25 protein-coding genes are annotated in these 26,290 nt (G+C 37.9%); 16 read left to right on the forward strand and 9 right to left on the reverse strand.

All coding sequences use genetic code 11. The annotated features are described in order from the left end of the window. Positions 1–6 precede the first annotated feature (6 nt). On the forward strand, positions 7–2,493 hold the full coding sequence (locus IGM09_RS01305; RefSeq protein WP_016617025.1) for a heavy metal translocating P-type ATPase: 2,487 nt from the start codon (positions 7–9) through the stop codon (positions 2,491–2,493). Positions 2,494–2,514: 21 nt separating this feature from the next. Beyond that, positions 2,515–2,721, forward strand: coding sequence for a heavy-metal-associated domain-containing protein (locus IGM09_RS01310; RefSeq protein ID WP_010775519.1), 207 nt, complete (start codon positions 2,515–2,517; stop codon positions 2,719–2,721). A 44-nt stretch (positions 2,722–2,765) separates the two neighbouring features. On the opposite strand, the gene IGM09_RS01315 is transcribed toward IGM09_RS01310, so the two are convergent. Both IGM09_RS01315 and IGM09_RS01320 read right to left on the reverse strand, forming a co-directional pair. Further along, positions 2,766–4,136, reverse strand: coding sequence for a DUF5808 domain-containing protein (locus IGM09_RS01315; protein WP_016617026.1), 1,371 nt, complete (start codon positions 4,134–4,136; stop codon positions 2,766–2,768). After that, positions 4,136–4,525: a GntR family transcriptional regulator gene (locus IGM09_RS01320; RefSeq protein WP_002358356.1), complete on the reverse strand. Its 390-nt coding sequence runs from the start codon at positions 4,523–4,525 to the stop codon at positions 4,136–4,138. Before IGM09_RS01320 ends, IGM09_RS01315 begins: the two co-directional genes overlap by 1 nt. 149 nt (positions 4,526–4,674) lie before the next feature. On the opposite strand from IGM09_RS01320, the gene IGM09_RS01325 reads away from it, so the two are divergent. After that, complete coding sequence (locus IGM09_RS01325; RefSeq protein WP_002358357.1) at positions 4,675–6,003, forward strand: aminopeptidase C; 1,329 nt, start codon at positions 4,675–4,677, stop codon at positions 6,001–6,003. Positions 6,004–6,045: 42 nt separating this feature from the next. On the opposite strand, the gene IGM09_RS01330 is transcribed toward IGM09_RS01325, so the two are convergent. Both IGM09_RS01330 and IGM09_RS01335 read right to left on the reverse strand, forming a co-directional pair. Further along, the gene (locus tag IGM09_RS01330; RefSeq protein ID WP_002395578.1) at positions 6,046–6,666 is read right to left on the reverse strand and encodes a flavin reductase family protein; all 621 of its coding nucleotides are present in this window, start codon (positions 6,664–6,666) and stop codon (positions 6,046–6,048) included. A gap of 21 nt (positions 6,667–6,687) precedes the next feature. Then, positions 6,688–7,662, reverse strand: a complete 975-nt coding sequence (locus IGM09_RS01335) for a ring-cleaving dioxygenase (protein WP_002355221.1) — start codon at positions 7,660–7,662, stop codon at positions 6,688–6,690. 265 nt (positions 7,663–7,927) lie between these two features. Between IGM09_RS01335 and IGM09_RS01340 the strand changes: the two genes are divergently transcribed. Together IGM09_RS01340 and IGM09_RS01345 are read left to right on the forward strand one after the other, a co-directional pair. Next, positions 7,928–8,284, forward strand: a complete 357-nt coding sequence (locus IGM09_RS01340) for a DMT family transporter (protein WP_002386054.1) — start codon at positions 7,928–7,930, stop codon at positions 8,282–8,284. Continuing rightward, positions 8,281–8,592, forward strand: coding sequence for a DMT family transporter (locus IGM09_RS01345; protein WP_002355223.1), 312 nt, complete (start codon positions 8,281–8,283; stop codon positions 8,590–8,592). Before IGM09_RS01340 ends, IGM09_RS01345 begins: the two co-directional genes overlap by 4 nt. Positions 8,593–8,687: 95 nt before the next feature. On the opposite strand, the gene IGM09_RS01350 is transcribed toward IGM09_RS01345, so the two are convergent. Continuing rightward, on the reverse strand, positions 8,688–9,734 hold the full coding sequence (locus IGM09_RS01350) for a chitinase (protein WP_002364979.1): 1,047 nt from the start codon (positions 9,732–9,734) through the stop codon (positions 8,688–8,690). Positions 9,735–9,776: 42 nt separating this feature from the next. Further along, positions 9,777–10,361 carry a lytic polysaccharide monooxygenase gene (locus tag IGM09_RS01355; protein ID WP_002355225.1) on the reverse strand — a complete coding sequence of 195 codons (585 nt, stop codon included), beginning with the start codon at positions 10,359–10,361 and terminating at the stop codon, positions 9,777–9,779. A 274-nt stretch (positions 10,362–10,635) separates the two neighbouring features. Between IGM09_RS01355 and IGM09_RS01360 the strand changes: the two genes are divergently transcribed. Genes IGM09_RS01360 through IGM09_RS01370 form a run of 3 tightly spaced genes read left to right on the forward strand, consistent with a single transcriptional unit; the run spans position 10,636 to position 12,806 of the window. Next, the gene (locus IGM09_RS01360) at positions 10,636–11,370 is read left to right on the forward strand and encodes an acyl-ACP thioesterase domain-containing protein (protein WP_033624793.1); all 735 of its coding nucleotides are present in this window, start codon (positions 10,636–10,638) and stop codon (positions 11,368–11,370) included. A gap of 49 nt (positions 11,371–11,419) precedes the next feature. Beyond that, complete coding sequence (locus tag IGM09_RS01365) at positions 11,420–12,253, forward strand: DUF72 domain-containing protein (RefSeq protein WP_002358361.1); 834 nt, start codon at positions 11,420–11,422, stop codon at positions 12,251–12,253. Positions 12,254–12,269: 16 nt separating this feature from the next. Beyond that, on the forward strand, positions 12,270–12,806 hold the full coding sequence (locus IGM09_RS01370; RefSeq protein ID WP_002358362.1) for a haloacid dehalogenase: 537 nt from the start codon (positions 12,270–12,272) through the stop codon (positions 12,804–12,806). Between the two features lie 22 nt (positions 12,807–12,828). Here the strand turns inward: IGM09_RS01370 and IGM09_RS01375 are convergent, their stop codons facing one another. Continuing rightward, positions 12,829–14,181 (reverse strand): aspartate kinase, encoded by a 1,353-nt coding sequence (locus IGM09_RS01375; RefSeq protein ID WP_002385384.1) that lies wholly within the window; start codon positions 14,179–14,181, stop codon positions 12,829–12,831. A 186-nt stretch (positions 14,182–14,367) separates the two neighbouring features. On the opposite strand from IGM09_RS01375, the gene IGM09_RS01380 reads away from it, so the two are divergent. The 3 genes from IGM09_RS01380 (at position 14,368) to IGM09_RS01390 (ending at position 18,247) form a co-directional block, all read left to right on the forward strand. Further along, a complete protein-coding gene (locus IGM09_RS01380) occupies positions 14,368–15,054 on the forward strand; it encodes an HAD family hydrolase (protein WP_016617027.1) in 687 nt (228 codons plus the stop codon). A gap of 185 nt (positions 15,055–15,239) precedes the next feature. Continuing rightward, complete coding sequence (gene ezrA, locus IGM09_RS01385) at positions 15,240–16,976, forward strand: septation ring formation regulator EzrA (protein WP_002355233.1); 1,737 nt, start codon at positions 15,240–15,242, stop codon at positions 16,974–16,976. Between the two features lie 125 nt (positions 16,977–17,101). Beyond that, positions 17,102–18,247 carry a cysteine desulfurase family protein gene (locus IGM09_RS01390; RefSeq protein ID WP_016617028.1) on the forward strand — a complete coding sequence of 382 codons (1,146 nt, stop codon included), beginning with the start codon at positions 17,102–17,104 and terminating at the stop codon, positions 18,245–18,247. 51 nt (positions 18,248–18,298) lie between these two features. Here the strand turns inward: IGM09_RS01390 and IGM09_RS01395 are convergent, their stop codons facing one another. Beyond that, positions 18,299–18,991 carry a response regulator transcription factor gene (locus tag IGM09_RS01395; protein WP_002355236.1) on the reverse strand — a complete coding sequence of 231 codons (693 nt, stop codon included), beginning with the start codon at positions 18,989–18,991 and terminating at the stop codon, positions 18,299–18,301. Further along, positions 18,988–20,331: a sensor histidine kinase gene (locus IGM09_RS01400; RefSeq protein ID WP_002385380.1), complete on the reverse strand. Its 1,344-nt coding sequence runs from the start codon at positions 20,329–20,331 to the stop codon at positions 18,988–18,990. The genes IGM09_RS01395 and IGM09_RS01400 overlap by 4 nt, the downstream gene beginning before the upstream one ends. Positions 20,332–20,655: 324 nt before the next feature. On the opposite strand from IGM09_RS01400, the gene IGM09_RS01405 reads away from it, so the two are divergent. The 5 genes from IGM09_RS01405 (at position 20,656) to IGM09_RS01425 (ending at position 26,289) form a co-directional block, all read left to right on the forward strand. Further along, a complete protein-coding gene (locus tag IGM09_RS01405) occupies positions 20,656–21,633 on the forward strand; it encodes a DUF4822 domain-containing protein (protein WP_002373189.1) in 978 nt (325 codons plus the stop codon). A 184-nt stretch (positions 21,634–21,817) separates the two neighbouring features. Beyond that, positions 21,818–22,783: a DUF4822 domain-containing protein gene (locus IGM09_RS01410; RefSeq protein WP_010707875.1), complete on the forward strand. Its 966-nt coding sequence runs from the start codon at positions 21,818–21,820 to the stop codon at positions 22,781–22,783. A 219-nt stretch (positions 22,784–23,002) separates the two neighbouring features. Continuing rightward, on the forward strand, positions 23,003–24,049 hold the full coding sequence (locus tag IGM09_RS01415) for a DUF4822 domain-containing protein (RefSeq protein WP_016617030.1): 1,047 nt from the start codon (positions 23,003–23,005) through the stop codon (positions 24,047–24,049). 173 nt (positions 24,050–24,222) lie between these two features. After that, a complete protein-coding gene (locus IGM09_RS01420; protein WP_002373191.1) occupies positions 24,223–25,026 on the forward strand; it encodes an ankyrin repeat domain-containing protein in 804 nt (267 codons plus the stop codon). A 51-nt stretch (positions 25,027–25,077) separates the two neighbouring features. Continuing rightward, on the forward strand, positions 25,078–26,289 hold the full coding sequence (locus tag IGM09_RS01425; protein ID WP_002392486.1) for an amidohydrolase family protein: 1,212 nt from the start codon (positions 25,078–25,080) through the stop codon (positions 26,287–26,289). Position 26,290: the final 1 nt, after the last annotated feature.

Below are 26,290 nucleotides of genomic sequence, written 5' to 3' on the forward strand. Positions count from 1 at the left end.
AAAAAAATGGAAAGTAAAACGTTTGATATTGAAGGGATGAGCTGTGCTTCCTGTGCCCAAACGATTGAAAAGGCTACGGCGAAGTTACCTGGGATGGCAAAGGCAAGTGTCAATTTAGCTACGGAAAAATTAAGTGTCACGTATGATCAGACGGAAGTCACAGAAGAAGAAATTAAGGAAGCTGTGTCAGATGCTGGCTACAAGGCGATTAGCCCAGCCCAGCAACGAACGTTTGCGATTGAAGGAATGAGTTGTGCTTCCTGTGCCCAAACGATTGAAAAAGCTGTGAACCAATTATCTGGTGTTCAACAAGCGATTGTTAATTTAGCCACGGAAAAACTGGTGGTTAGTTATGACGACCATCAAGTAACGAGTGCTAAAATTATCAAAGCAGTTACGGATGCAGGTTATCAAGCGACAGAAGAAGTCGCTGCAGGTGCAACAGCGGACCAAGATCGTGAAAAGAAACAAAAACATATTGCTGAGATGTGGCAACGTTTTTGGATCTCAGCGGTGTTTACAGTACCCCTTCTTTATATTGCGATGGGACATATGGTAGGCTTACCATTGTCGGATTTTTTGAATCCAATGACACATGCGACGACCTTTGCAATGGTTCAATTGATTTTGACGTTACCCGTCCTATATGTCGGCAGAGAATTTTTCACAGTCGGTTTTAAAGCATTATTTAAAGGACATCCGAATATGTTTTCTTTAGTAGCTTTAGGAACCAGTGCTGCTTTTGTGTATAGTTTATATGGCACAGTCATGATATTTTTAGGAGACACAAGTTTTACAATGGCTCTTTATTATGAATCAGCGGGTGTTATTTTAACTTTAATTACATTAGGAAAATATTTCGAAGCTGTTTCAAAAGGGAAAACCTCAGATGCGATAAAAAAATTAATGGGTTTAGCACCGAAAACTGCCCATATTTTACGTGATGGCGCAGAAATTGAAGTGCCAGTTGATGCTGTTCAGTTGGATGACATTGTGATTGTTCGCCCAGGAGATAAAATCCCTGTTGATGGAGTGATTGTTTCAGGCAGTAGTTCTGTGGATGAAGCCATGTTAACGGGCGAAAGTTTGCCTGTTGAAAAGAAAGTCGGTGATGCAGTAATTGGTGCTAGCATCAATAAAAATGGCAGCTTTCAATTCAAGGCAACAAAAGTGGGAAAAGAGACGGCCCTTGCCCAAATCATTCAATTAGTGGAAGATGCGCAAGGCTCAAAAGCACCGATTGCACAATTAGCTGATAAAATTTCGGGTGTTTTTGTCCCAATCGTTATTGGTTTGGCTGTTCTTTCTGGCTTGGCTTGGTTCTTTTTAGGACAAGAGTCATGGATTTTCGCTTTGACAATTACCATTTCTGTGTTAGTGATTGCTTGTCCTTGTGCGCTCGGCTTGGCAACGCCGACTGCGATTATGGTGGGGACAGGTAAGGGCGCTGAAAATGGCGTTTTAATTAAAAGTGGGGATGCTTTAGAAACCACTCACAAAATTCAAACAATCGTGTTTGATAAAACAGGAACTATTACAGAAGGCAAACCGGTGGTTACAGATATTTTAGTTGCTGATTCAGCACTTTCAGAAGCTGAGTTACTAACATTAGCAGCTTCTGCAGAACAAGGATCAGAACATCCTCTAGGTGAAGCAATTGTGGGAGCGGCTAAAGAACGTCAATTGCCATTAGTAGAAGGAAGCGATTTTTCAGCGATTCCAGGTCACGGCATCCGTGTGACAATCAACGAACGAGTCCTACTTTTGGGCAATATAAAATTAATGAAAGAAGAAGCCATCGAGCTATCAACGTTTGTTCAACAAGCGGATCGTTTGGCAGAAGAAGGGAAAACCCCAATGTTTGTGGCAAAAGATGGTTCGTTTGCGGGTATCATTGCGGTAGCAGATACTGTGAAGGATAGCAGTCAAACAGCCATTGCACGTTTGCATAAAATGGGGATCGAAGCCGTGATGATTACGGGAGACAACAAGCGTACTGCCGAGGCGATTGCAAAACAAGTAGGTATCGATCGTGTCTTAAGTGAAGTTTTACCAGAAGATAAAGCGTTAGAAGTGAAAAAACTACAAGCAGAAGGCAAAAAAGTAGCGATGGTGGGTGACGGTATTAATGATGCACCAGCACTTGCCCAAGCAGATGTGGGGATTGCTATTGGTTCAGGCACAGATGTTGCAATGGAATCGGCCGACATTGTGCTAATGCGTAGTGATTTAATGGATGTGCCTACAGCAGTTGAATTAAGTAAAGCGACCATCAAAAACATCAAAGAAAATCTTTTCTGGGCATTTGCCTATAATACATTAGGTATTCCAGTGGCTATGGGTGTGTTACACTTATTTGGTGGACCTTTGTTAAGTCCGATGATTGCAGCAGCAGCTATGAGTTTTAGTTCAGTCTCTGTCTTACTAAACGCCTTACGCTTAAAAGGATTTAAACCTTCGACGGTGAAAAGAACTAGTGGAAGTCAAAAATAAAATTGAAAAGGATGAAGTGAAATGGAAAAAACAGTAAAAATTGATGGGATGAAATGTGATGGCTGTGTTCAAGCGGTCACTGAAAAATTTAGTGGAATTGACGGCGTAACGAATGTTGAGGTTCACTTGGCAGATCAAACAGCCGTTGTGACAGCAGATCGTGAAGTAAGCCAGGATGAACTGAATACCACGTTGGCAGATACAAAATTCAAGGTTGTCAGCGAATAACAAAAAAACAGGGCCTACCATCATGAGTAGGCCCTGTTTTTTTGTTATGGAAGTTTTGCTTTGATTTCCTGATAAATCTTAGTCGTTTCTTGACCCTCACGCGCAGTATAATAATAAACTTTCTTCCGCGTTTCTATTTTCAGAATCGGATGACTTTTTGTATAAATTAGTAAATAAGCAGGTTTTCCAGCGACTTTAAATTCTCCTGTTAAGTAACTATCTGTCGCAGCACCCATTGTGCGGATGCGTTCTTGAGGTAAGTCATCAATCAAAGAAACAGCAGTGATTTGGTTAAAAGGAATTGACCTTGTTTTTGCTAATGGGGCAGATAACTCAATTTGTTTCTTTTCAATAGTTGCTTGAAAGGCATGACTAGAAAAATCATTTATAAACATCGGCACTGTGGCAAAGAACAGCACCGCAATCGTTAAAATGCCAGTAGCGGCTAGAATAATTTTCCCAGCAGGCCGTCCTAGGTTAATAGATAAATTCATACCAATGCGATCAGGAACCATGATTTTGGGGTCCTTGGGATTGATATAAATCCCATACCGCCAATATTGATCATCATCCCCATAGCGATAATCGCCAGCCTGTAAAACGAATTGATCTTGTTTTTTGCGCATTGAAAATAGGTAGTAGAAGAGAAAGCCTACATAAACAAACAAAAGAATAAAGTAACAAAATGTAAGAGCCATCGCAACCGTATAATCAATGACAATTGTGAAAGTTGGTAAAATGGTTAGCGGTGCAAAAACTAAGGCGGATAAAACCATTAAAACAGACCAATGATGCCGAAATAAATCATTGATTTGCTGATTAATTTTTGAGTCACTAGTTAGCGGTTTGACAGGTAAGCGCGCAATAAAATAATAGCCGCCAATGAACAAACTTAACATCAAAACAGTAATTAAGAAAAGAATCCAGGAACCAATCGCCGTTTGCAAGGAATAAAAGCCCCCAGCAAAAGTAAGAATAATTGCAGGTAAAAACCACCAAAATGAAATAAGTTTCTGGTTTTTATTTAAAACTAATTGCGTATCGATTAAGAGAGGACGCTTAGGTAGCAACCAGCCGTTTTGCATTTTTAAAGCGGCCATTTTGCGAATATAAACGATTTGCAGATAGTAGCCACTGCCAATAAAACTAAATAAAAGTAACAGAAAAAGGAACAATAAAATCGAATCATAAGGAATAAATAACAAAGGCAAACTAAGAACACTAAAAACGGCTGCTAGTTGAACCAAGCGTTTTTTATAACGTTTTCGGATTGCTTGAACGCTGGGATCTTGTAGTTTATCTTCTGGTAAAGTGTTTTCCAAAATAATATTTTTGTGAGGATTTGCATAAATCCCCATAGTAAATGCCATAAAAAAAGCGACAGAAACTAGGATGAAATAAAAGAATACCGCCATTATAATGCACGCCCTTTCGAATCAAAATTTTGATAAATTTTCTGAATAAGTGCTTGGATTTCTGCTTCGGATTGCTGATGTAAAAAACTTTCAGCCAACAGAAGTTCTAAACGCTCATGCAATTGCTGTTGCCAAACAGCGGTAGCAGGTAACTTTGCGGCAATTTTGGTGCCGTTACGACGGTCAGTCACAATATAACCTGATTGCTTTAACTTATTATAAGCTTTTGAAACAGTCATCATATTGACCCCGATTTCGTCCGCCAATTGTCGGATAGAAGGCAAACTTTCATTAGGAACCAGTTCACCTTTGGCAATGCCTACAATGATTTGATCAATGAGTTGCTGATAGATGGGCTGTTCGCTTTGTTCATCTATTTCTAAAAGCATCGAATCACTCCTGTCTTATTTGTGCTATCTGTATTATATATACTAATACAAAAAGAGTTGGAAAGCAAGGAATTTAGAGTAAATGGTTGTTTCTGTTTAAAGAGAAGCATATAATGAAGAAGAACGTAAAATGAAAGGACGATGAAAATATGACAGCAATTGAACCAAAATTAACAGAGAAATTCCATCAAGATTTCTTGAACAATAATAAACAAAATGCCTTACAACGTAGTGTAGTAAAAAATGGTATCAGCGCTTCAGGTGAATCTGTACAAGGAGCCGTGAATAACGTACCCGTCTTTTCAGTCGACTTAGCTACTGGAAAAGTGGCCAATCAAAAACAAAGCGGTCGCTGCTGGATGTTTGCGGCATTAAATACATTTAGACATAGAATGTTAAATGCGTTTCAATTAAAAGATTTTGAATTATCACAAAACTATACATTTTTCTGGGATAAATATGAAAAATCAAACTATTTCTATGAAAATATTATTGCAACAGCCGATCAACCGTTGACTAGTCGTAAAGTGGCCTTTTTATTAGCTACACCACAACAAGATGGTGGGCAATGGGATATGATCGTTTCAATTTTTGATAAATATGGCGTAGTGCCTAAAACGGCAATGCCTGAAAGCAGCAACAGCTCCAATTCACGTGATTTAAACAACTATTTAAATAAAAAATTACGCAAAGATGCAACAATTTTACGTAGTTTAATTGAAAAAGGCGCTTCTGCTGAAGAAGTCCAAAAAAACAAAGAAGCAATGTTACAAGAAATTTATAATTTCTTAGCAATCTCTTTAGGAACACCGCCAGAAACCTTTGATTTTGAATACCGTGACGAAGAAAAAAATTATCATTTGGATCAAAATCTAACACCGCAAACATTCTTTGAAAAATACGTTGGCGTTAATTTACATGATTATGTAAGTATTATTAATGCTCCTACAGAAGATAAACCCTTCAACAAAACATACACTGTTGAAATGTTAGGGAATGTTGTCGGCGGCAAAGAAGTTAAATATTTAAATGTAGAAATGGCTGCTTTCAAAAAATTAGCTGCTGCACAATTGGAACAAGGCGAATCTGTTTGGTTTGGTTGTGATGTCGGACAATCTTCAACACGTGACACAGGAATTATGGCATTAGATGTTTACGATATGAACGATCTTTTTGATATTGATTTTACGATGACTAAAGCAGAACGTTTAGACTTTGGTGAAAGCTTAATGACACACGCCATGGTTTTAACAGGTGTTGATATCGTTGATGGTCAAACAACAAAATGGAAAGTGGAAAATAGCTGGGGCGAAAAAGTCGGTGAAAATGGCTTCTTCGTTATGAGCGATGCGTGGATGGACGAATACACTTATCAAATCGTTGTGCACAAAGATTTATTAACTGATGAACAGAAAAAAGCTTGGGAACAAGCGCCAACTGTTTTGGCACCTTGGGATCCAATGGGAGCATTAGCATAAAACAGAAAAAGAAGGCCCCGCCGTCATGGCGGGGCCTTCTTTTTACGTTGGGCGGCGAACTTCACGGATTTCGCCCAATGTTGTATAATCATTGCCTGCTAAACGAGCAATCGGTTGGAGTTTTTCAGGTAAAATGTACTGATGTTCTTCATCGAAAACGGCTGAATCAAAATAGAAATCGGTAATTTCTACAATGAATAAATCCGTAATAATTTGACCTTCATGGTTAGCAATAGGTACATATTGATGCAAGCGAGCTTCCATCCGAATCGGCGCGGCTTTGATTGCTGGAACAGCAACAGTCTGGCTGGCAATGGTTTCAATACCGAATGTGTCAATTTCACTGATCTCTGCTGCTAAAGGTGCCGAAGTCTGATTCATTTGAGTAAGAACGTCTTCGTTAACGAAATGGATGACAAGTTCTTTAGTAGCCAAGATGTTTCGTGCCGTATCTTTAGGCTCTTTGTCTGGTCGTAAAATGGACAACGTTGCTAAAGGAATTTCAGCTGCCGCCGCATTAAAGAAACTAAAGGGAGCAGCGTTGACGACACCTGTAGCTGTATCTTGTGTTGTAACCCAAGCGATTGGCCGAGGAATAATACTTCCTGATAAAAATTTATACGCTGTTTTTGCAGATAACTCGTTACTATTGTAATGAATCATAGGAGCCTCCTAGAAAAAATACTAATTTCTTTGAACATTCGCATCTGAAGTATCGAAAGGACGCACAAATTCTTCAATCCCTGCCCGTTTTGGTTCTAAAAATGGCGGTAATGATAATTTTTCACCAGCGTGTTCATAGGTTTCATCCTCTAAAAATCCAGGACCATCGGTTGCCAGTTCAAATAAAACATGTGTTGCTGCCAAGAAATATTCAGATTTAAAGTAAAAACGTTCCACAAAGCCAGAATTAGGAAATTCCAAACGATTAATTTTTTCAATCCAGAAACGTAGTGCTTCCTCATCGGCAACGCGCAAGGCTAAGTGATGGACATTGCCGTAGCCTTCTTGGGCCGCTGGCAAATCTTCTCGATGCTCTACGATAATGCTGGCACCATTCCCACCTTCGCCAACTTCAAATAAATGGAAACTACCTTCAGCATCAATCAATTTGAACCCTAAAACTTCAGTTAAAACTAGTTGCAGATGTTCGTAATTTTCGACAGTTACAAAGGCTGGACCTAAGCCGATTAAAGCATGTTCACTAGGAACGTTAGATTTTTTCCAAGGCGTGCCAGCTGCAACACCTTGGTTCTTTTCATCAGAAATAAGTTGGTAACGTTGATTGTCAAAATCTTCAAATTCTAAATACTTTTTGCCAAAACGTTCTTGAATTTCTCCATGATCAATTGCATATTCATTAAAGCGTGATACCCAGTAATCCAAAGCAGCATCATCTTTTACACGGAAGGAAGTACGAGAAATTGTATTGGTTCCTTTGGTTCCTTTAGGTAAGCCTGGAAAGTCAAAGAAAGTCATATCTGTTCCGGGAGAGCCGGCATCATCAGCAAAAAATAAATGATATGTTTCAATATCGTCTTGGTTGACAGTCTTCTTAATTAAACGTAGACCTAAAATATCGGTGAAAAAGTGATAAATTTTTTCAGCACTTGAAGTCATGGCAGTGACGTGGTGTAAACCTAAAATTTGTGTATTCATAATAAAAATCCTCCTAAAAGAAAAATAATTTTTTGATTAATTAACTTACTAAAAGTAAGTTTAAATGATTAGTCCTAAAAATGCAAAAGAAATGTCTCGAATTCGAACTATTATTTTTTAGTTGATTTTTTAAAAAAATAAGAATATAATAGCCTGAGATATTTTAATACATAAACTTTCGTAAACATCGCCGGATGCTTGCGACTAAAGTGTTAATGAACAGTTCTTAGGCCATAGCTGAACTGTTTGTTGGCACTTTTTTTGTTTGGAAGGGAAGGAAAACAAGATGAGTAAAGCTTGGTTAAAAGTTATTTTTGGCGCTTTTTGTGAAGTGATTTGGGTCATTGGCATGAAGCATAGTACAACATGGTGGGAGATTTTAGGGACAGTAATCGCAATCTTTATCAGTTTTTATGCGCTGATTAAAGCAGGAGAGGAATTGCCAGTGGGCACAGCCTATGCTGTATTTGTCGGCTTAGGTAGTGCTGGAACTATTGTAACAGATCATTTTTTATTCCACACACCATTGGGCATAGGAAAAGTTCTTTTTCTGTTGCTGTTATTAATAGGTGTGATTGGCTTAAAAATGGTAACTGGAAATAAAGAGGAGGAAACAAGATGAGTTGGTTATACTTAGTTATTGCAGGCTGTTTTGAAATCTTTGGCGTAGGTTCAATTAAATTATTTACAACAAAAAAAGACTTACGTTCATTGTTAATTTTAATTCTAGCGTTTAGTGGTAGTTTCTTATTTTTATATTTAGGGATGAGACAATTACCGATGGGCGTTTCTTATGCAGTTTGGACAGGAATTGGTACAGCAGGAGGCGCTATTTTAGGAATGCTCTTAGGTGAATCAAAAGACCTACGACGGATATTTTTTATTTTTTTAATCATTGTTTCTGTGATTGGTTTAAAATTAATTGGTTAGAAAGCAAGAGAACATTGTTTGGATTATTGAAAGACAGGTGAGTAAAATTTAAAAAGAGACAGAACCAAATGCGGTGTTCTGTCTCAAAATAGCTTTTATTTTACGAGGTTACTATAACGTGTCGCAAATTCATTGTTGTAGGACTTGCCGTTGACATCTTGACCAACGTCCCAATTTGCAGACCAAGTCATTAAGCCACGGATAGGATTACCGTCTTTTGCTAACTGATCAAAAGTTTTGGCTACAGGGGTAGCCTCAACGACATAGCCGCTACCAGCAGCATCCCGATTTGCTGGTAAACCAAGGACTAATTTATCGTTTGGTATCTGTAGATAGCCGCGCGTGCCATGGATTAATGAATCAGACATATAATAGAGGAACTCGTATTTTAGAGCATCGTTGCTTTGAGCAACCCAAGTCATAATTTCATCAACCCAGACACCGTCGCCGCCTTGGTTATATAATTGTGGGGCAATGTAATCATAATAACCATTTAGGGAAGTAATGTATGTTTCATAAGCGGCACCAGGTTTTAAATAAGGGAATTCTGGCGCCATCGTAATGATGAAATTTTTTCCTTGTGCTCGATAATGGTCTTTGACTATTTTCAATGCAGCAGGAATGACGGTTTGGTTGTCGCCAGCAGTAATCGCCAATTGCTCTAAGTCGATGTCTAAACCATCAAAGCCGTATGTTTCCACTTGACGAATGATTTCATTCGCAAAGGCTTGTTCATCGCCTTTGACTAATTGAATATGTGCATCTGCTCCACCAAGTGCCAATAAAACTGCGCGACCTTGACTATTTAATTGTGCGACTTCTTGTCGGAAGGCAGTGTCCGTTTGGTTATAAGGCTTGAACGTAGGAATCCGTGTCGTGCCATCGCTTTTCATGAAGGAAACCGGGACGACATTGTAGGCTTGATTTACTTCTGAAAGGTTTAGTGATGCTGATGTTCCTTGTTTGTAACCATCGCGTCCTTTTGAGGCCCAGTTATGCCAATATCCAACCAACACTTTTTTGCCAGAGATATCTACCATCGTATCCGCAGCATCTGCAGAAGCTTGAGTAGGCGTTAACCACAAGCCAACTGCAACGGTTGAAAGAAGGAGAAAAGCAGGAATTATTTTTTTTAGCTTCATTTTTTGAGAACTCCTTTAATTTAGTTTAAGATGTGAGTATTTTTACTGAATGTTCACATCAATCGCTTGGTAAAAGGCGTTCACCGTATCACCAATGCCCCAGACAGCGTAAATGACATGATAACCTTTGCGGTCTGTCGGAATATTAATTGTTTGTTTAACAACTTTATTAGGAACTTCTTGTTTGCCGTCGATTGAAGCAATTTTGTCGAAGTTTTTAATGTCTAATGGTTGATTGGGATTCCAGCCATTTTTAGTAATATAGTAATCCCAAGAAGCAGTTCTATGTTGGGCAGTTAAGTTCCAAGTGATGTCAAGGGGACCTGTTGTAATGTTTGTTTTGTGCCAACGAGTAGCTGTTTGTTCATCCAAAGGTTCAAAACCTGAGACACCTGCACTGGCTAATTTACCAGTAATAAACGTATTTTTGGGCGCTTCGATACTTTGAGGTTCCCATTGTGCACGACCAACATTTGTATTTAAGTTACCACCAGCAGAACTACCAAAGAAAGCACGACTTCCAGGACTTGCTACGTAACCATGAGCCTCCGAAACAGTAGGGGCCAATGCAGCGCCACCTAAAACAAAACTAAAAGCCAGGACGATTGTTAATAAACTCTTTTTCACGAAAAAAACCTCCTAAAAAATTATTTTGTATGCGCTTACAGATAGGAATATAACATAATAATCTTTCGGATACAAATAATAAGAAATGTTATTTTTAAAAATAAAACAATATTTTTTAAGTAATATTAAGAATGTTTTTAAATAATATAAATAATAGTGTTTTTCAAAGTTTTGTTAATTTTTCATTCGGAATCGCAATTGAAGAAATCACGTGGTATACTTTTAAGAAGAAACAATGACACGAAAGTAGCCATTGGAAAAAGGAGATTATTTCGTGGGAAAAAAACATACATCCTCTTATGAAGTTGCCTACTATGACGGCGATTTTACTGGTGCAATGAAGATACCGGCTTTGTTAGCGGTTGTCATTAAAGTATCAGAAGAACAAACAGAATTACTAGGAAGAGATGCAGCTTATGTCGCCCAATTTGGCCTAGGCTGGGTCATCACCAACTATGAAATAGAGATTCACCGCTTACCAAAAGTTGGTGAAAAAGTAGCAATTACAACGCAAGCTATGAGTTATAACAAATATTTTTGTTATCGTAACTTTTGGGTTCACGATGAAGAAGGCAATGAATGTGTCTTTGTGAAATCAACCTTTGTCTTAATGGATCAAAAAAATCGGAAAATCAGTAGTGTGTTACCAGAAATTATTGCACCTTTTGATTCTAAAAAAATCACTAAAATTTATCGCCATGAAAAAATTGAAAAAGTCACAGAGGGGAACTTTTTACCTTATCGTGTGCGTTTTTTTGATATTGATGGCAATCAACATGTTAATAATGCGATTTACTTTAATTGGTTATTGGATGTGTTAGGGTATGACTTTTTAACAACGCATCAACCGAAAAAAATTCTTGTGAAATTTGACAAAGAAGTAGAATATGGCCAAGAAGTCGAAAGTCATTACGAAATTGTCGAACAAGAAAATCAGTTGAAAACACGCCATGAGATTCGGATTGATGGTCAAACCTATTGTGAAGCGAATATCGATTGGACAAATTAAGTTAAGATGACGATTTAGAAAATAAAAAGTTGCGCAGAGGAGGAAGGACATGATTCGCTTAGGATTAACATCTTTTAGTGAACACGACTATTTAACTGGAAAAAAACGGGCCACGCTTTATGAATATGCCAGTCATTTACCGCTAGTTGAAATGGACACGGCGTATTACGGGATTCCTCCCAAAGAACGAGTAGCTGAATGGGTCAAAGCAGTTCCCGAAAACTTTCGCTTTGTCATGAAAGTTTATAGTGGAATCAGTTGTCAAGGTGAGTGGCAGACCTATTATGCAAGTGAAGAAGAAATGATCACCGCTTTTTTAGAAAGTATGGCCCCATTAATTGAAAGTAAAAAATTATTTGCCTTTCTGGTACAATTTTCAGGAACATTTGGTTGTACGAAAGAAAATGTCGCTTACTTGCAAAAAATTCGTCACTGGTTTAAAGACCTACCCATCGCCATTGAATTACGAAATAATTCATGGTATCAACCAAACTTTGTAAAACAAATGTTGCAATTTATGAAAGAAAATCAATTTTCACTTGTGATTGTAGATGAACCGCAGATTCCTACGAATCCAGTGCCCTTTTATCCGTATGTAACGAATCCTAATCTCGTGCTCTTCCGGTTTCACGGACGTAATGCGGCTGGCTGGTTAGCCAATGATGCAGAGTGGCGAAAAAAAAGAACCCTTTATCATTATAATACGCAGGAAATCGCTGATTTAAGCGAAGCTGTTTTAAAAATGTCGCAAGAAGCTAAAGAAGTGGGCGTAATTTTTAATAATAATTCTGGCGGCGATGCCGCAGAAAACGCTCTACAGATGCAAAAAGTCTTGAATTTGAGTTACGATGATTTGAATCCAAAACAATTAGATTTATTTTGAGAAAGAAGGTAGCTGAATGTCTGAAAAGCAATCCCCTTATGAAATGGCTTGTGCCTTCCACGAGGTTTTTAATCCACAACAACCAGAGCAACCAACTGCTTTTTCGCCAGAGCTAGCCAGTCGACGAGCAGAGTTTAAAGTCGAAGAACTTGTGGAATTTTTATATAGTGCTGCTAATAATGACCAAGTGCTTTTTCAACAATTGGTCGACGGATTAAAAAAATCTGTCGATAAAGCAGAGCAGAAAGTCTTGGCGAAAGGCAAACCAGTATCTGATCCTTTAGTGGAGGAAGTGGATGCACTAGTTGATTTATTGTATTTTACTTATGGTTCGTTTTGCTTAATGGGCGTCAATCCAACAAAAATTATTGAAATCGTTCATCAAGCCAATATGGGAAAATTATTTCCAGATGGGCAGCCACATTATGATCCAGAAACAAATAAAGTATTAAAACCTGAAAATTGGGAACAAGATTTTGCGCCAGAAGCTAAAATTAAAGCGGAAATTCAACGCCAATTGAAAATTACTGAAACCAATGAAAAAGACGAATGAGAAAACTCATTCGTCTTTTTCATTAATCATGGAAGAACGTCCGATATAAGGCTTTGATGGCTTTTTCCTCTTGTTCTTTTTTAATACCAAACATAATACTTACTTCCGAAGATCCTTGGTTAATCATTTCTAAGTTGATTTTTTCTTTGGCTAACGCCATTGTACTTTCAGCAGTAACCCCAATTCGTTGGCGCATGCCTTCGCCGACAATCATAATCATGGAAAGGTGATGCGTGATGCGTAACTCATCAGGCGCTAAAACTTCTTGGAGTTGGGCCATCAGTCGATTTTCAATTTCAGTTGTTAACTGGTCTTCTCGTAAAACAATCGTGATGTCATCAATTCCTGAGGGCATATGCTCATAGCTCAAGGCTAATTTTTCTAGTACTTCTAAAAGCCGTCGCCCAAAACCTAACTCTCTATTCATTAAATACTTACTAATGTAAATACTTGCGAACCCTTGATCACTAGCGATTCCTACAACAGGAGCATGCTTCACTTTGCGAGAGGTGGTAATTAGGGTGCCAGGATGATGTGGGTTGTTGGTATTTTTGATAACGACTGGAATATTTGCGCGATAGGCAGGCATTAAGGCTTCGTCGTGGAGGACGGCAAATCCTGCATAAGCTAACTCCCGCATTTCTCTGTAGGTCAATTCTTGAATCGTTTGAGGCTGTTCAATAATTCCAGGATGGGCGACATAAATTCCGTCCACATCGGTAAAGTTTTCATACAAATCTGCTTGAACACCTGCGGCAACAATGGACCCTGTGATATCGGAACCGCCACGAGAAAAAGTACAAATTTCGCCGGCTTCTGTATAACCAAAGAAACCTGGAATAACCAAGATTTGTTGAGTCTCACGATAGGCACTAATTTTCTCTAAAGCTTTTGGTAAAATGCGGGCATTGCCTGGCTCAGGTGTCACTAGGAGACCTAATTCTTTTGGACTAATGTAGCGAGCATCTAAGCCATTCTGATTGAAAAAACTGGCAACAACTTTTGCATTATTGTCCTCGCCGCTAGCTAAAAAATAGTCAAATAAAAAAGCATTGTTTTCTTTTGGTAAAGTGGCTAATTGGCGAATCGAAATAGCAATATCAGCTAAAACTGCTTTATCCAAGTGTAATTCATCAAAAAGATCTTCATAACGACGAATGATGGCAGAGATTGTCGATTCAATTTCCTCATTATTTAAGTAGCGCTGATAGTATTGAATCAATAAATCAGTCACTTTAATATCTTGCGGGGTTCGCTTTCCAGGAGCGGATACAACGACAAACGTTCGGCGCGGCTCTTCCTTGACGATTTGTAAGACTTTCTGTAACTGTGGTGCTGATGCTAGCGAGCTACCGCCGAATTTAACTACGTTCACGTTTATCACTCCTGTTTTTAATTATTTTCTCATTTGTAGATTAGTAAAAGGATACCGAAAAACATTTAGAAAAGCAACCACTTATTTTCAGAAAGTTAGGAAATCATGAAAATATTTGTTCTTCATTTTTCCTTAAAATTTTGTTAAACTGTAAAGATATGAGTCGTAACGAAGGAGTTAAATAGTATGACAGAATCCAAAACTGCCATTATTTTTGATATGGACGGTGTCCTAGTAGAAAGCGAAGCTTATTATTATGAGCGACGTAAAGCATTTTTAGCGGAATTTGATTTGACCATTGAGGGCCTAACCTTGCCAGAATTAGTCGGTGCGGATATGCGTTCATTATGGCAAAAGATTGAACAAGTCAACAAAAAAGAGCTAGATATTGCTTTTTTAAATGAACAATACATAGCCTATAAAAAAGCGCATCCGATAGATTATTTAGCTGTGCTTGATGAAAATGCGAAACGTGTTTTACAATTTTTAAAAAGACAAGGCTATAAAATCGGATTAGCTTCTTCTTCCACAAAAGACGCAATTGAAGAGGTTTTGACAGTGGGGCAATTAAGTAGTTATTTTGATGCGGTCGTGAGTGGGGAAGATTTCGAAGAAAGTAAACCGGCGCCGGATATTTATCTGCACACGTTACAAGAATTAGCTGTTGCGCCACAGGAATGTATAGCCATTGAAGATTCAGAAAAAGGCATTGCCTCTGCCAAAGAAGCTGGGCTAGAAGTTTGGGCGATGCGCGATGAACACTTTGGGATGGATCAAAGTCAAGCGGATGCCTTCTTAACACAACTAAGTGATATTTGTAAAAAAATTAGTGAAAATCGGATCGATGAAAGCAGTGAATCAACCCCTTCGTAAGAAGATCGCGGGTTTTCTTAAAAAAGTTTGTTATAACTAGTGAATGAATATACAGTTTGTGCTATAATTTTCTATAGGTATTTCTGCAAGAATGCCCTTTTTCAAGGGTCAGGAACAATAGATAACCGTGTGAAGAGAACAAACAACCTTTCTTTTATTATAGAAAAATTATCGGAGGAGCCAAAATGAAGAATAATTGGATTATCATTTTAGTACTAGTAATCGTTATTATTGCTGCGGTGCTATACTTAATTGGTTATTTTATGCGCAAAAAAAATCAAGAACAATTAGATGAATTAGAAGTTCGTAAAGAAGCCCTGTTTGACTTGCCAGTCTTTGAAGAAATCGATGACATTAAAAAAATGCATCTAGTTGGACAGAGTCAAAATAGTTTCCGTGAATGGAATCAACGCTGGGTAGAACTATCGACGCGTTCTTTCGCCGAACTAGAGAGTCAAATTTATGAAGTCGAAAATCAAAATGAAATTTTCCGTTTCATGAAAGCGAAGAAAGCAGTCGTGGAAGCGAATGAAACGATGACCGAAATGGAAGCCGAAGTGGAAGTCATTCGTAATGGCTTGAAAGAATTACGTGAAAGTGAAGAGCGCAATTCATTGGAAGTTCAAAAAGCTTTGGATGTCTATGAAGAATTAAGTAAATCACTAAAAGATGATAAAGCTAGCTTTGGTCCAGCTTACTCCGAAATCCAAAAACAATTAAGAAACGTCGAAATTGAATTCACACAATTTGTCACACTAAATACATCGGGGGACCCAATCGAGGCTCGAGAAGTCCTAGAAGATGCAGAACGTCATACGTATGAATTGGAAGACTTAATGAAACGGATTCCACCAATGTATGAAGAATTAAATGAAACTTTCCCAGATCAATTAAAAGAAATCGAAGAAGGCTACAACCAATTATTAGCTGACGATTATGTGTTCCCTGAACAAAACTTTGCTGAAGAAATTCAACATGCGAAAAAACGTGTCGAGAATTCAATGGCTGATTTAGAGAAAACAGAGATTGCCGCAGTAGAGGTTGCGAACCGTGACACAGCAACGGCGATTGATGCATTATATGAAGTGATGGAACGTGAGATTGAAGCGAAGAAATATGTCGTGACCAATCAAAAAATTATTGACGATTATATTTCTCATTCCTTAAAAAATAACCGTCAATTAATGATTGAATTGGACCATGTATCACAAAGCTACACCTTAAATAACAACGAGCTAGGACGTAGTCGTGGTTTTCAAACGGAAATTGAAGAAATTATTCGCCGTCAAAAAGACTTGGAACCTCGAATGAAAGAACATACCGTTCCTTACTCTGAAATTCAAGCGTTCTATAAAGAATGCTATAAGATTTTAGATGATATTGAAAATCAACAATTAGAAATTGATGCTTCATTGAAAGAACTAAGAAAAGGCGAAAAAGTCGCCCAAGAAAAAGTTGACGAATACGAATTCCGTTTACGGAGTATCAAACGGTATGTTGAAAAGCAACGATTGCCAGGTTTGTCTGCTGATTACTTAGAATTTTTCTATGTGGCAACGGATCGAATTGAAGATTTAAGCCGAGCCTTAAATAAAATGCGCATTAACATGGATGAAATCAATCGTTTGTGTGACTTATGCGAAGATGATTTAGAGTTATTAGATAAGAAAACAAAAGATTTAGTCAATGCAGCAGCTCTGACAGAACAAATGATGCAATATGCAAACCGCTATCGTCATACTCACGAGAACATCCGAGCGGCTTTAGATAAAAGCATGTATTTATTCTCGACAGAATTCCGTTATCAAGATGCATTAGATGAAATTGGAACGGCATTGGAAGCTGTTGAGCCAGGGGCGTTCAAACGAATCGAAGATTTTTATTTTAAAAATATCAATAACCCTAATTTAACAGCAATTTAATTAAACAATCACTAAACAGAGGTTTGTCGACAGACAAGCCTCTGTTTTTATGGCGTGGGGGTGACTTGAAGTGATACTTTAGAAAGTATATAATGGGAAAGAATTTTAAAAAAGAAGGGTGACAAATGATTTATTTTGATAATAGTGCAACTACACCGATTTACCCCCAGGCTTTAGATACATATGTAAAAACCAGTCAGCGGATTATTGGCAATCCGTCTAGTCTGCATGACTTAGGCAACCAAGCCAATCGGCTCTTACAACAAGCACGGAAGCAGATTGCGGAGCTAATCAATGTTTCAGCAAATGAAATCTATTTTACAAGTGGCGGAACTGAAGGAGATAACTGGGTTTTAAAAGGAACGGCAATCGAAAAACGAGAATTTGGTAATCATATTATTATTTCTGCAGTGGAACATCCAGCAGTTACAGAAACAGCGGAACAATTAGTCGAACTAGGTTTTGAACTTTCTTATGCGCCAGTGGATAAAGAAGGTCGTGTGAAAGTCGAGGAATTACAGAAATTAATTAGAAAAGAAACGATTTTGGTTTCTGTTATGGCAGTCAACAATGAAGTGGGAACGATTCAACCAATTAAAGAAATCAGCGAGGTTTTAGCGGAGTTTCCTAAAATTCATTTTCATGTAGACGCGGTTCAAGCAATTGGGAAAGTTAATTACTCAGAGTGGTTAACGGATCGGGTGGATTTTGCAACGTTTTCTGCACATAAATTTCATGGACCACGAGGCATTGGTTTTATGTATTGGAAACAAGGAAAACGTTTAGCGCCGCTTTTAACAGGAGGCGGGCAAGAAAACAACCAACGCAGTGGGACAGAAAACGTACCAGCAATTGTGGCAATGGCCAAAGCGTTACGTTTGCATTTAGAGAACGGACAACAACGGCCGCAACATGTGGCGACATTACGGAGTTATTTATTAAAGGCGCTAGAAGAATTTCAAAATGTGACTGTTTTTTCACAAGATAATGAACATTTTGCGCCACACATTTTATGTTTTGCTTTGAAAGGGATTCGTGGCGAAGTGCTGGTCCATGCATTGGAAGAAAAACAGATTTATATTTCGACTACGAGTGCTTGTTCTAGCCGAAAAAAAATGGCTAGCAGCACCTTGTATGCCATGCATGTGCCAGGGGAATTAGCGACTTCCGCTGTGCGCATTAGTTTAGATGAAAGCAATACAATGGCAGAAATTGAACAATTTATGATTGTTTTCAACCAACTTTATCAAAAATTTTCTCGTGTAAATTAATAAAAAATAAGTCGGAGCCTAGAAATAGGCTCCGACTTATTTTTGCTCTCTTTATCGATTGAAGCGGTAGCCACTTCCCCAGAGTGTTTCAATTGGAGAGTCAGAAAGATTGGCTTTTTTTAATTTTTCCCGAATCCGTTTAATGTGAACAACGACAGTCGAAACCTCAGTATCTAAGGCATCAAACCCCCAGACACTTTCAAAAAGTTCTTCTTTATTCCACACACGGTTAGGATGTTCCATCAAGAAAACCAACAATTTGTATTCTTTGCTTGTAAAAATAACTTCATTTTCTAAAACAAACACTTTGTGGGCGGCAGTGTCGACAGCGATTTCATTGATTTTTAGTAATTGTGGTGGTTGTTCTGCTTTGCTTAACAATTGATAACGGTTCATATGGGCTTTTGCTCGAGCGACTAATTCATTGGGACTAAACGGCTTGATTATATAATCATCCGCACCTAAGCCAAGCCCACGAATTTTATCAATATCTTCTTTTTTAGCCGAAACAATCATGATCGGCGTTTGCTTTTTTTTCCGAATTGCACGACAGATTTCAAAACCATCCATAGTTGGCAGCATCACATCTAAAATAATTAAATCAAAGGGCTCATTTAAAGCTGCTTCCAATCCTTTTTTTCCATCATGTTCAATTGTGACAGTCATATCGTTAATTTCTAAATAATCTTTTTGCAAATCAGCAATGCTTGGATCATCTTCAATAATTAATACATGTGGTTTCATTTTTCATCCTCCAACAACGGCAGCGTAATTATCACGTTGGTACCGTCTCCTTTTTTACTTGTGACAGTGATTGTTCCCTGATGATAGTCAATAATTTGTTTGACAATACTTAATCCCAAGCCGCTTCCTTTAACTGTTGGGGTTCGAGATTTGTCTACACGATAGAAGCGTTCGAATAAATAAGGTAATTCTTTTTTATCGATACCAATGCCGTTATCTGTAATGGTTAAAACTAAGTCTGTTTGATTATGCGTTAAAGAAATCGTAAAGGCTAGTTGTTCTTTAGTGGGATCCGCAAATTTAATGCTATTTTGAATTAGATTGGTAATCACGCGATTCATCTGCGTGGGATCCATTTGAACGTATAAAGCTTCGGTGGGAAGTACAGAAGTAATCACGAGTTCTTGTTCCAAACGGTATTCTTCAAGAATATGTGCAATAAAACGAGTGAAATTGGTCTTTTCCATTGTAAAGACAGCACGGTCTAGGTCTAATTTAGAATACAAAAATAATTCTTCAATTAAATCATTGAGGCCTAAACTTTTTTCATGAATGACCGTTAAATAGCGCTGTTTTTTTTCTTCAGTATTGGCAACGCCATCCATCAAACCTTCAACGTAACCAATAATAGAAGTAATTGGTGTTTTTAAGTCATGAGAAATATTTGCAATTAATTCTTTCCGATTAGCTTCATATTTTTCGCGTTCCGCATTGGCTTCTTCTAAATCTTGCCACATTTGTTCAAAACTAAGTTGGAGCTGTTTGACTTCTGTTGAGACGGTTTGGTGGCTAGTTGGTGTAAATGGATTTTCTTTTTGGGCATCCTTACCCAATGTTTTAGTCGCTTTTTCTAATGCTTCTAATGGCTCGATAGTGGTTTTGGTTAAGCGCTTATTAATGAGCCAAGCTGCCGCAATTGCTACAAGGATAATTAACAAAATCATCCAGATAATCCAGCGTGTGAAGAATTCAAAAAGGCTGCTTTCGCGTTTCAAGACAATAAAGCTCCCGTTAGAACCATCTAAATAATGAAAATCGGATTTGACATAATGATATAGACGCCCTGCATTATCCAGTGTGCCAGTTGGCATAATATTATTCATTTCGTAGTTTGGAATATGTACAGACAAAGATTTTTCTACTAAATTATCCGAATAATAAGGAAACCGTGCATTCTTTCGAATAATCACACTTAATCCTTTTGCCTCAATTGTTTGAATCGTTTCCTTTAATTCTTTACTTAAAGGCGTATCTAGTAATTTCGGTGACTTTTTTAACAATTGATCTAAGGCTAAATAACTTTCTTCTTCGTTAGCGGTCAATGGTCGTTGCTTATTCATCATTCGGTAAGCTTGGGGCAAACTGGGGACAGTTCCTAATGTGATGTAAGAAGCTAAGGATAAAACAGCTAAAACAGAGGCTAAAGTAATAATGATGGCACTAATATAAGAAATAAAAAAGCGGCGTTTAATGGTCAAAAGCGTCCCTCCTAGTGGTTTTAATCTATTTCTTACTTATAGTGTATTACAAGTAAACAAAAAAAAGCTAGTATTGTTATTAACTTTTTTTCATTTGTTTATAATTTGTTCATTTTTCGGCAAGTAGGAGTTTATAAGGCTTTGCTATTCTAGGTATATCAAAAAGAAAAAAGGGGATTACCAACTATGAAAAAGAAAAAAGTTTTTAGTACGATTACCTTATTAACCTTTAGTACGTTGTTGATCGCAGGCTGTGCTGGCGGAGCCAACTCTGCAACAGATAAATCAAGTGCAGCTAGCTCAAGCACTGCAGTCTCTAGTTCAGCAGAAGCAGCTAAAGAGCAATCAAAAGGACAAGAATTAACAGAAATTTTATCCAGTACTGATTGGCAAGGCACAAAAGTTTACGACAAAAATAATAATGATTTAACAGCAGAAAATGCTAATTTTATTGGTTTAGCAAAATATGATGGTGAAACAGGTTTTTATGAATTTTTCGACAAAGAAACAGGTGAAACCCGTGGCGATGAAGGCACATTCTTTGTGACAGATGATGGCGAAAAGCGTATCTTAATTTCGGATACACAAAACTATCAAGCAGTGGTTGATTTAACGGAAGTAACGAAAGATAAATTTACCTATAAGCGAATGGGGAAAGATAAAGATGGGAAAGATGTAGAAGTCTTTGTAGAGCATGTCCCTTATTCTGATAAAAAGTTAACCTTTACGAACGGTCGTAAAGATTTAGAAACAGAAACTGGCAAAATTGTTACCAATGAACCTGGGGATGACATTTTAGGGGCCACATTATGGAATGGCACGAAAGTTTTAGATGAAGACGGTAACGATGTTACTGAAGCAAATAAAATGTTTATTAGTTTAGCGAAATTTGATAATAAAACAAGTAAATATGAATTCTTTGATTTAGAAACGGGTAAAACACGTGGAGATTTTGGTTACTTCCAAGTAATTGATAATAACAAAATCCGTGCTCACGTTTCAATTGGTGACAATAAATATGGAGCTGCATTAGAATTAACAGAATTAAATGATAAACGTTTTACGTATACACGAATGGGTAAAGACAATAACGGCAAAGAAATTAAAGTTTTTGTGGAACATGAACCGTATGAAGGCGACTTTACGCCAGACTTCACGTTCTAATTAGTCAATCACGAGTGGATGAAGCGGTCAAAGGGAAGTAAAGGATTCTTTTGACCGCTTCATTTTTAACAAAAAAATAGTTTATAGTTGTTTTTAATCGTTTATAAATTGTTCATTTTTCTGACAGTGGTAGTTTAGAATCGTTTGTTAAGATTGGTTTATCAAAGAAAAGGAGCGATGCTTTATGAAAAAGAAAGTATTAAGTTCGATTACTTTAGTAACATTAAGTACGTTACTTATAGCAGGTTATGCAAGTCCAGCATTTGCAGGTCATGCAGCCAATCCAAATAGTGCTACAGCAAATTTAGGCAAACATCAAAACAATGGCCAAACAAAAGGCGATAAGGCGACTAAGATTTTATCTGGCACGGACTGGCAAGGAACCCGTGTTTATGATGCTGCTGGTAATGATTTAACGGCAGAAAATGCTAATTTTATTGGGTTAGCAAAATATGATGGTGAAACCGGGTTTTACGAGTTTTTCGACAAAAACACTGGGGAAACCCGTGGTGACGAAGGAACATTTTTTGTGACAGGTGATGGCACAAAACGAATTTTAATTTCGCGGACACAAAATTATCAAGCCGTAGTGGATTTAACCGAAGTGAGTAAAGACAAATTTACTTACAAGCGTTTAGGGAAAGATAAACTGGGGAATGATGTTGAAGTTTACGTGGAACACATCCCTTATCATGGGAAAAAATTAGCTTTTACAAATGGACGTGAAGCATTAACCAATCAAACTGGCAAAATTGTGACAAATAAATCAGGGGATAAAATTTTAGGAACAACCTTGTGGAATGGCACAAAAGTCGTAGATAAAAACGGTAATGATGTGACAGCGGCCAATCAAAATTTCATTAGTTTAGCGAAATTTGATCCAAACACAAGTAAATATGAATTTTTCAATTTACAAACGGGTGAAACCCGCGGCGACTTTGGGTACTTCCAAGTGGTGGACAGTAACAAGATTCGGGCCCATGTATCTATTGGTACGAATCGTTACGGTGCGGCGCTAGAATTAACGGAACTAAACAATGATCGATTTACGTATACTCGAATGGGTAAAGATAACGCTGGTAATGATATTCAAGTGTTCGTGGAACATGAACCTTACCAAGGCACATATCATCCAGCCTTTACTTTCTAAAAGTCTCTTGTCTTCTCTCTCATTTAACAAAAGAACGTCCCCCAACGTTCTTTTGTTTTCTTCTCTTCTATAAATAAATTGTTATTAGTTACAATTAAATATTATTATTAAGATAATTATAATAATTATTATTTAATAATTTGTTCATATTATGGACAGGTGGAGTTAATAACTACTTGCTATCCTTAAATTATCAAGAGGGAAAGGGAGTAGTAGCTTATGAAGAAAAAAATCGTTGGTACAATTACATTGTTGGCTTTAAGTACGTTATTAGTTGGTGGAGCAGGAGGGGCTTTGACGGCAGAAGCATACGTTCCTCAAAGCGTAGACAATCCCAATAATTTAGGGAATTTACCTGAGTATTTACGCTCGGTTGGTATTCGGCAAGATGAAATGTTATCGGAAAAAGATTGGGCAGGTCAACGTGTCTATGATAAAAATGGGACCGATTTAACCGCTGAAAATCAGGATTTATTACATGCAATTAAGTTTGATGCAACCACTAGTTTTTATGAGTTTTTTGACAAAGAAACTGGGAAATCCACAGGTGATGAAGGGACCTTCTTTATGACCGCTGGCTTATCTGATAAGAGCTACTTAGTAATTATTTCTGAAACAAAGAATTATCAAGGTGTTTACCGGTCAAGAATGTTGTACCAAGATACTTTTACGTATACACAAACAGGGAAAGACAAAGCAGGAAATGATGTGGAAGTTTTTGTAGAAAATAAAGCAACCTCTGGTCCTGTCTATGGATATCCGCAACCTTTCCCAAATAATCGTCCGAGAACACTGGAATTTACGAATGGCCGACGTGCGATGACAGAGCAAACAGGGGCAATCGATATTAATCGACCTGGTGATGAGATTCTTGGAAAAACATCTTGGTTGTATGGTACGCCTGAGCGCTTATGGAATGGCACGAAAGTAGTGGATAAAGATGGCAATGATGTAACATCGGCTAATCAAAACTTCATTAGCTTAGCGAAATTTGACCAAGACAGCAGCAAATATGAATTTTTCAATTTACAAACGGGTGAAACCCGTGGCGACTATGGCTACTTTAAAGTAGGAAATCAAAATAAATTCCGTGCCCATGTGTCCATTGGAACCAATCGCTATGGCGCTGTCTTAGAATTAACAGAATTGAATGATAATCGTTTTACGTACACACGAATGGGTAAAGATAACGAAGGAAACGATATCCAAGTCTATGTGGAACATGAACCATACCAAGGAACTTTTGATCCTGAATTTACCTTTTAAGAACAAAACATACGAATGGAAACCAAAAAAAGTTTCGACTTCTTTTGGTTTCTCTCTTTTTAAAATAGAAAAACAGAGAAAGCGTTTTAATCGACAAATAAAAAAAGATTCGTTAGATTAGAACCACTGGAGAAAAATCTCATATTTCTCTCGAGGAAAGGAAGTTGAGCACAATGAACAAAAAAATTTTAATGGGGCTATTAAGTGTCGTGACCATTCCATTACTTGCTGCGTGTCAAGGAGGAGAAACACCTTCCGCAGCGTCAAAAAATAGTCAAACGGTGACTACTCAAAGTAGTGCAAAAACTGAAAGCACCAGTACAACCCGTTCGGTGGCTCAAACAACATCAAAAGAGGAAGTGAAAGAACCGATGAAGACCTATGAAGTGGGTGCGCTTTTAGAAGCAGCCAATCAACGAGATACGAAGAAGGTCAAGGAAATTTTACAAGATACTACTTATCAAGTGGATGAAGTCGACACAGAAGGCAACACACCGCTCAATATCGCTGTGCACAATAATGACATTGAGATTGCAAAAGCGTTGATTGATCGGGGTGCCGATATTAATCTGCAAAACAGCATTAGTGATAGTCCCTATCTTTATGCGGGAGCGCAAGGACGTACGGAGATTTTAGCGTATATGTTAAAAAATGCGACCCCAGATTTAAATAAGCATAACCGTTACGGTGGCAATGCGTTAATTCCGGCAGCTGAAAAAGGACATATTGACAATGTGAAGCTCTTGTTAGAAGATGGACGAGAAGACATAGATTTCCAAAATGACTTTGGCTATACAGCGTTGATTGAGGCAGTGGGGTTACGTGAAGGGAACCAACTATACCAAGATATTGTAAAATTGTTAATGGAAAATGGTGCGGATCAATCCATTAAAGACAATTCTGGTCGAACAGCAATGGACTATGCCAATCAAAAAGGTTATACGGAAATTAGTAAAATTTTAGCACAGTACAACTAAGTATTGTGTCCTTTCGGGAAGGAATAAATACAGGTAGGAGTGAAGGAAAGCATGAATTATTGGTTAAAAAATGTTCGAATTGAAACAGGGTATCAAAAAGAAGGTGACTGGTTATCTGGGACAGTAACCAAAGAAGTGGCAATTGAAGTAACAGATGGAGTATTTACGAAAATCATCCCCAATGAAGAATTGGTAGAAGAACCTGGGTTGACAATTATTGATGGGCACCATCAATTGATTTTACCAGGTTTGATTGAAAAACATTGTCACTTTGATAAAAGTAAACTAGGCGTTCCGTGGTATCCGGTGACGCCAGCGAAGTCAATTGTGGAACGTGTCGAAGCAGAAATCCCTTATTTAGATAGTTTAGAACTTTCTTTAACAGAACGCGCCAACCATTTAATTGACTTAGAATTACCACATGGCGCGACAGCCTTCAGAACACATGTCGACGTGGAACCGATGACAGACTTACGTTATTTTGATGAAGTCCAAGCATTGGCCCAAACGAAACCATTTGCGGTAGAAATTGTCGTCTTTCCACAGCACGGCTTACTACGTTCAGATTCCGTTGAATTAGTTGATCAAGCATTGGCAAAAGGTGCCGATTTTATTGGTGGCGTGGATCCTTATTCACTAGATGGTGATTACAAAAAATCATTGGCTGAAACATTCCGCTTAGCAGATAAACATGGTGTCGGTGTGGATATTCATTTACATGACCGTCACGAAGCTGGGACAACAACGATTAAAGAAATTATCCGTTTAACGAAAGAATATGGCCTACAAGACAAAGTATTTATCAGCCATGCCTTCGGGTTAAATGATTTCATTGGTGAAGAACGTGATGAAGTTTATGATGCTTTAGCAGCAGAAAAAATTCATATTAATTCCAGCGTGCCAATCACACCTAACACGATTCCGCCAATTATGGAATTGTTACGTCATGGAGTCAATGTCCATCTTGGTTGTGACAATATCTACGATTGCTGGTCTCCTTATGGTGATGGCTCATTACAAGAAAAATTGGCTCGTTTAGGTGAACTTTTTAATGTGAAAGATCAAGATGCTTTAACCCAATTATTGGGCTTAGTGACAGATGGTGTCACAACTTTAGACGAACAAGGGCAAGCAAATTGGCCGCAAGTTGGTGCTGAAGCAACTTACTTACTCACTGAAGCAGAATGTGCGGCGGCTTTTGTCGCTCGTCAGACACCGGTGGAAATCAGTGTGGTAAAAGGAACCACACTTTATCAAAAATAAC

Source organism: Enterococcus sp. DIV0167, from assembly GCF_050541555.1.
Lineage (GTDB): Bacteria > Bacillota > Bacilli > Lactobacillales > Enterococcaceae > Enterococcus > Enterococcus faecalis.

Bases quoted from the DNA above. Each gene is read 5' to 3' on its own strand.
- IGM09_RS01335 (WP_002355221.1), bottom strand. From the start codon at position 7,662: ATGAATACACAAATTTTAGGTTTACACCACGTCACTGCCATGACTTCA.
- IGM09_RS01315 (WP_016617026.1), bottom strand. From the start codon at position 4,136: ATGGCGGTATTCTTTTATTTCATCCTAGTTTCTGTCGCTTTTTTTATG.
- IGM09_RS01405 (WP_002373189.1), top strand. From the start codon at position 20,656: ATGAAAAAGAAAAAAGTTTTTAGTACGATTACCTTATTAACCTTTAGT.
- IGM09_RS01400 (WP_002385380.1), bottom strand. From the start codon at position 20,331: ATGAATAAGCAACGACCATTGACCGCTAACGAAGAAGAAAGTTATTTA.
- IGM09_RS01345 (WP_002355223.1), top strand. From the start codon at position 8,281: ATGAGTTGGTTATACTTAGTTATTGCAGGCTGTTTTGAAATCTTTGGC.
- IGM09_RS01380 (WP_016617027.1), top strand. From the start codon at position 14,368: ATGACAGAATCCAAAACTGCCATTATTTTTGATATGGACGGTGTCCTA.
- IGM09_RS01365 (WP_002358361.1), top strand. From the start codon at position 11,420: ATGATTCGCTTAGGATTAACATCTTTTAGTGAACACGACTATTTAACT.
- IGM09_RS01410 (WP_010707875.1), top strand. From the start codon at position 21,818: ATGAAAAAGAAAGTATTAAGTTCGATTACTTTAGTAACATTAAGTACG.
- IGM09_RS01415 (WP_016617030.1), top strand. From the start codon at position 23,003: ATGAAGAAAAAAATCGTTGGTACAATTACATTGTTGGCTTTAAGTACG.
- IGM09_RS01305 (WP_016617025.1), top strand. From the start codon at position 7: ATGGAAAGTAAAACGTTTGATATTGAAGGGATGAGCTGTGCTTCCTGT.
- IGM09_RS01350 (WP_002364979.1), bottom strand. From the start codon at position 9,734: ATGAAGCTAAAAAAAATAATTCCTGCTTTTCTCCTTCTTTCAACCGTT.
- IGM09_RS01330 (WP_002395578.1), bottom strand. From the start codon at position 6,666: ATGATTCATTACAATAGTAACGAGTTATCTGCAAAAACAGCGTATAAA.
- IGM09_RS01425 (WP_002392486.1), top strand. From the start codon at position 25,078: ATGAATTATTGGTTAAAAAATGTTCGAATTGAAACAGGGTATCAAAAA.
- ezrA (WP_002355233.1), top strand. From the start codon at position 15,240: ATGAAGAATAATTGGATTATCATTTTAGTACTAGTAATCGTTATTATT.
- IGM09_RS01370 (WP_002358362.1), top strand. From the start codon at position 12,270: ATGTCTGAAAAGCAATCCCCTTATGAAATGGCTTGTGCCTTCCACGAG.
- IGM09_RS01320 (WP_002358356.1), bottom strand. From the start codon at position 4,525: ATGCTTTTAGAAATAGATGAACAAAGCGAACAGCCCATCTATCAGCAA.
- IGM09_RS01395 (WP_002355236.1), bottom strand. From the start codon at position 18,991: ATGAAACCACATGTATTAATTATTGAAGATGATCCAAGCATTGCTGAT.
- IGM09_RS01390 (WP_016617028.1), top strand. From the start codon at position 17,102: ATGATTTATTTTGATAATAGTGCAACTACACCGATTTACCCCCAGGCT.
- IGM09_RS01325 (WP_002358357.1), top strand. From the start codon at position 4,675: ATGACAGCAATTGAACCAAAATTAACAGAGAAATTCCATCAAGATTTC.
- IGM09_RS01310 (WP_010775519.1), top strand. From the start codon at position 2,515: ATGGAAAAAACAGTAAAAATTGATGGGATGAAATGTGATGGCTGTGTT.
- IGM09_RS01420 (WP_002373191.1), top strand. From the start codon at position 24,223: ATGAACAAAAAAATTTTAATGGGGCTATTAAGTGTCGTGACCATTCCA.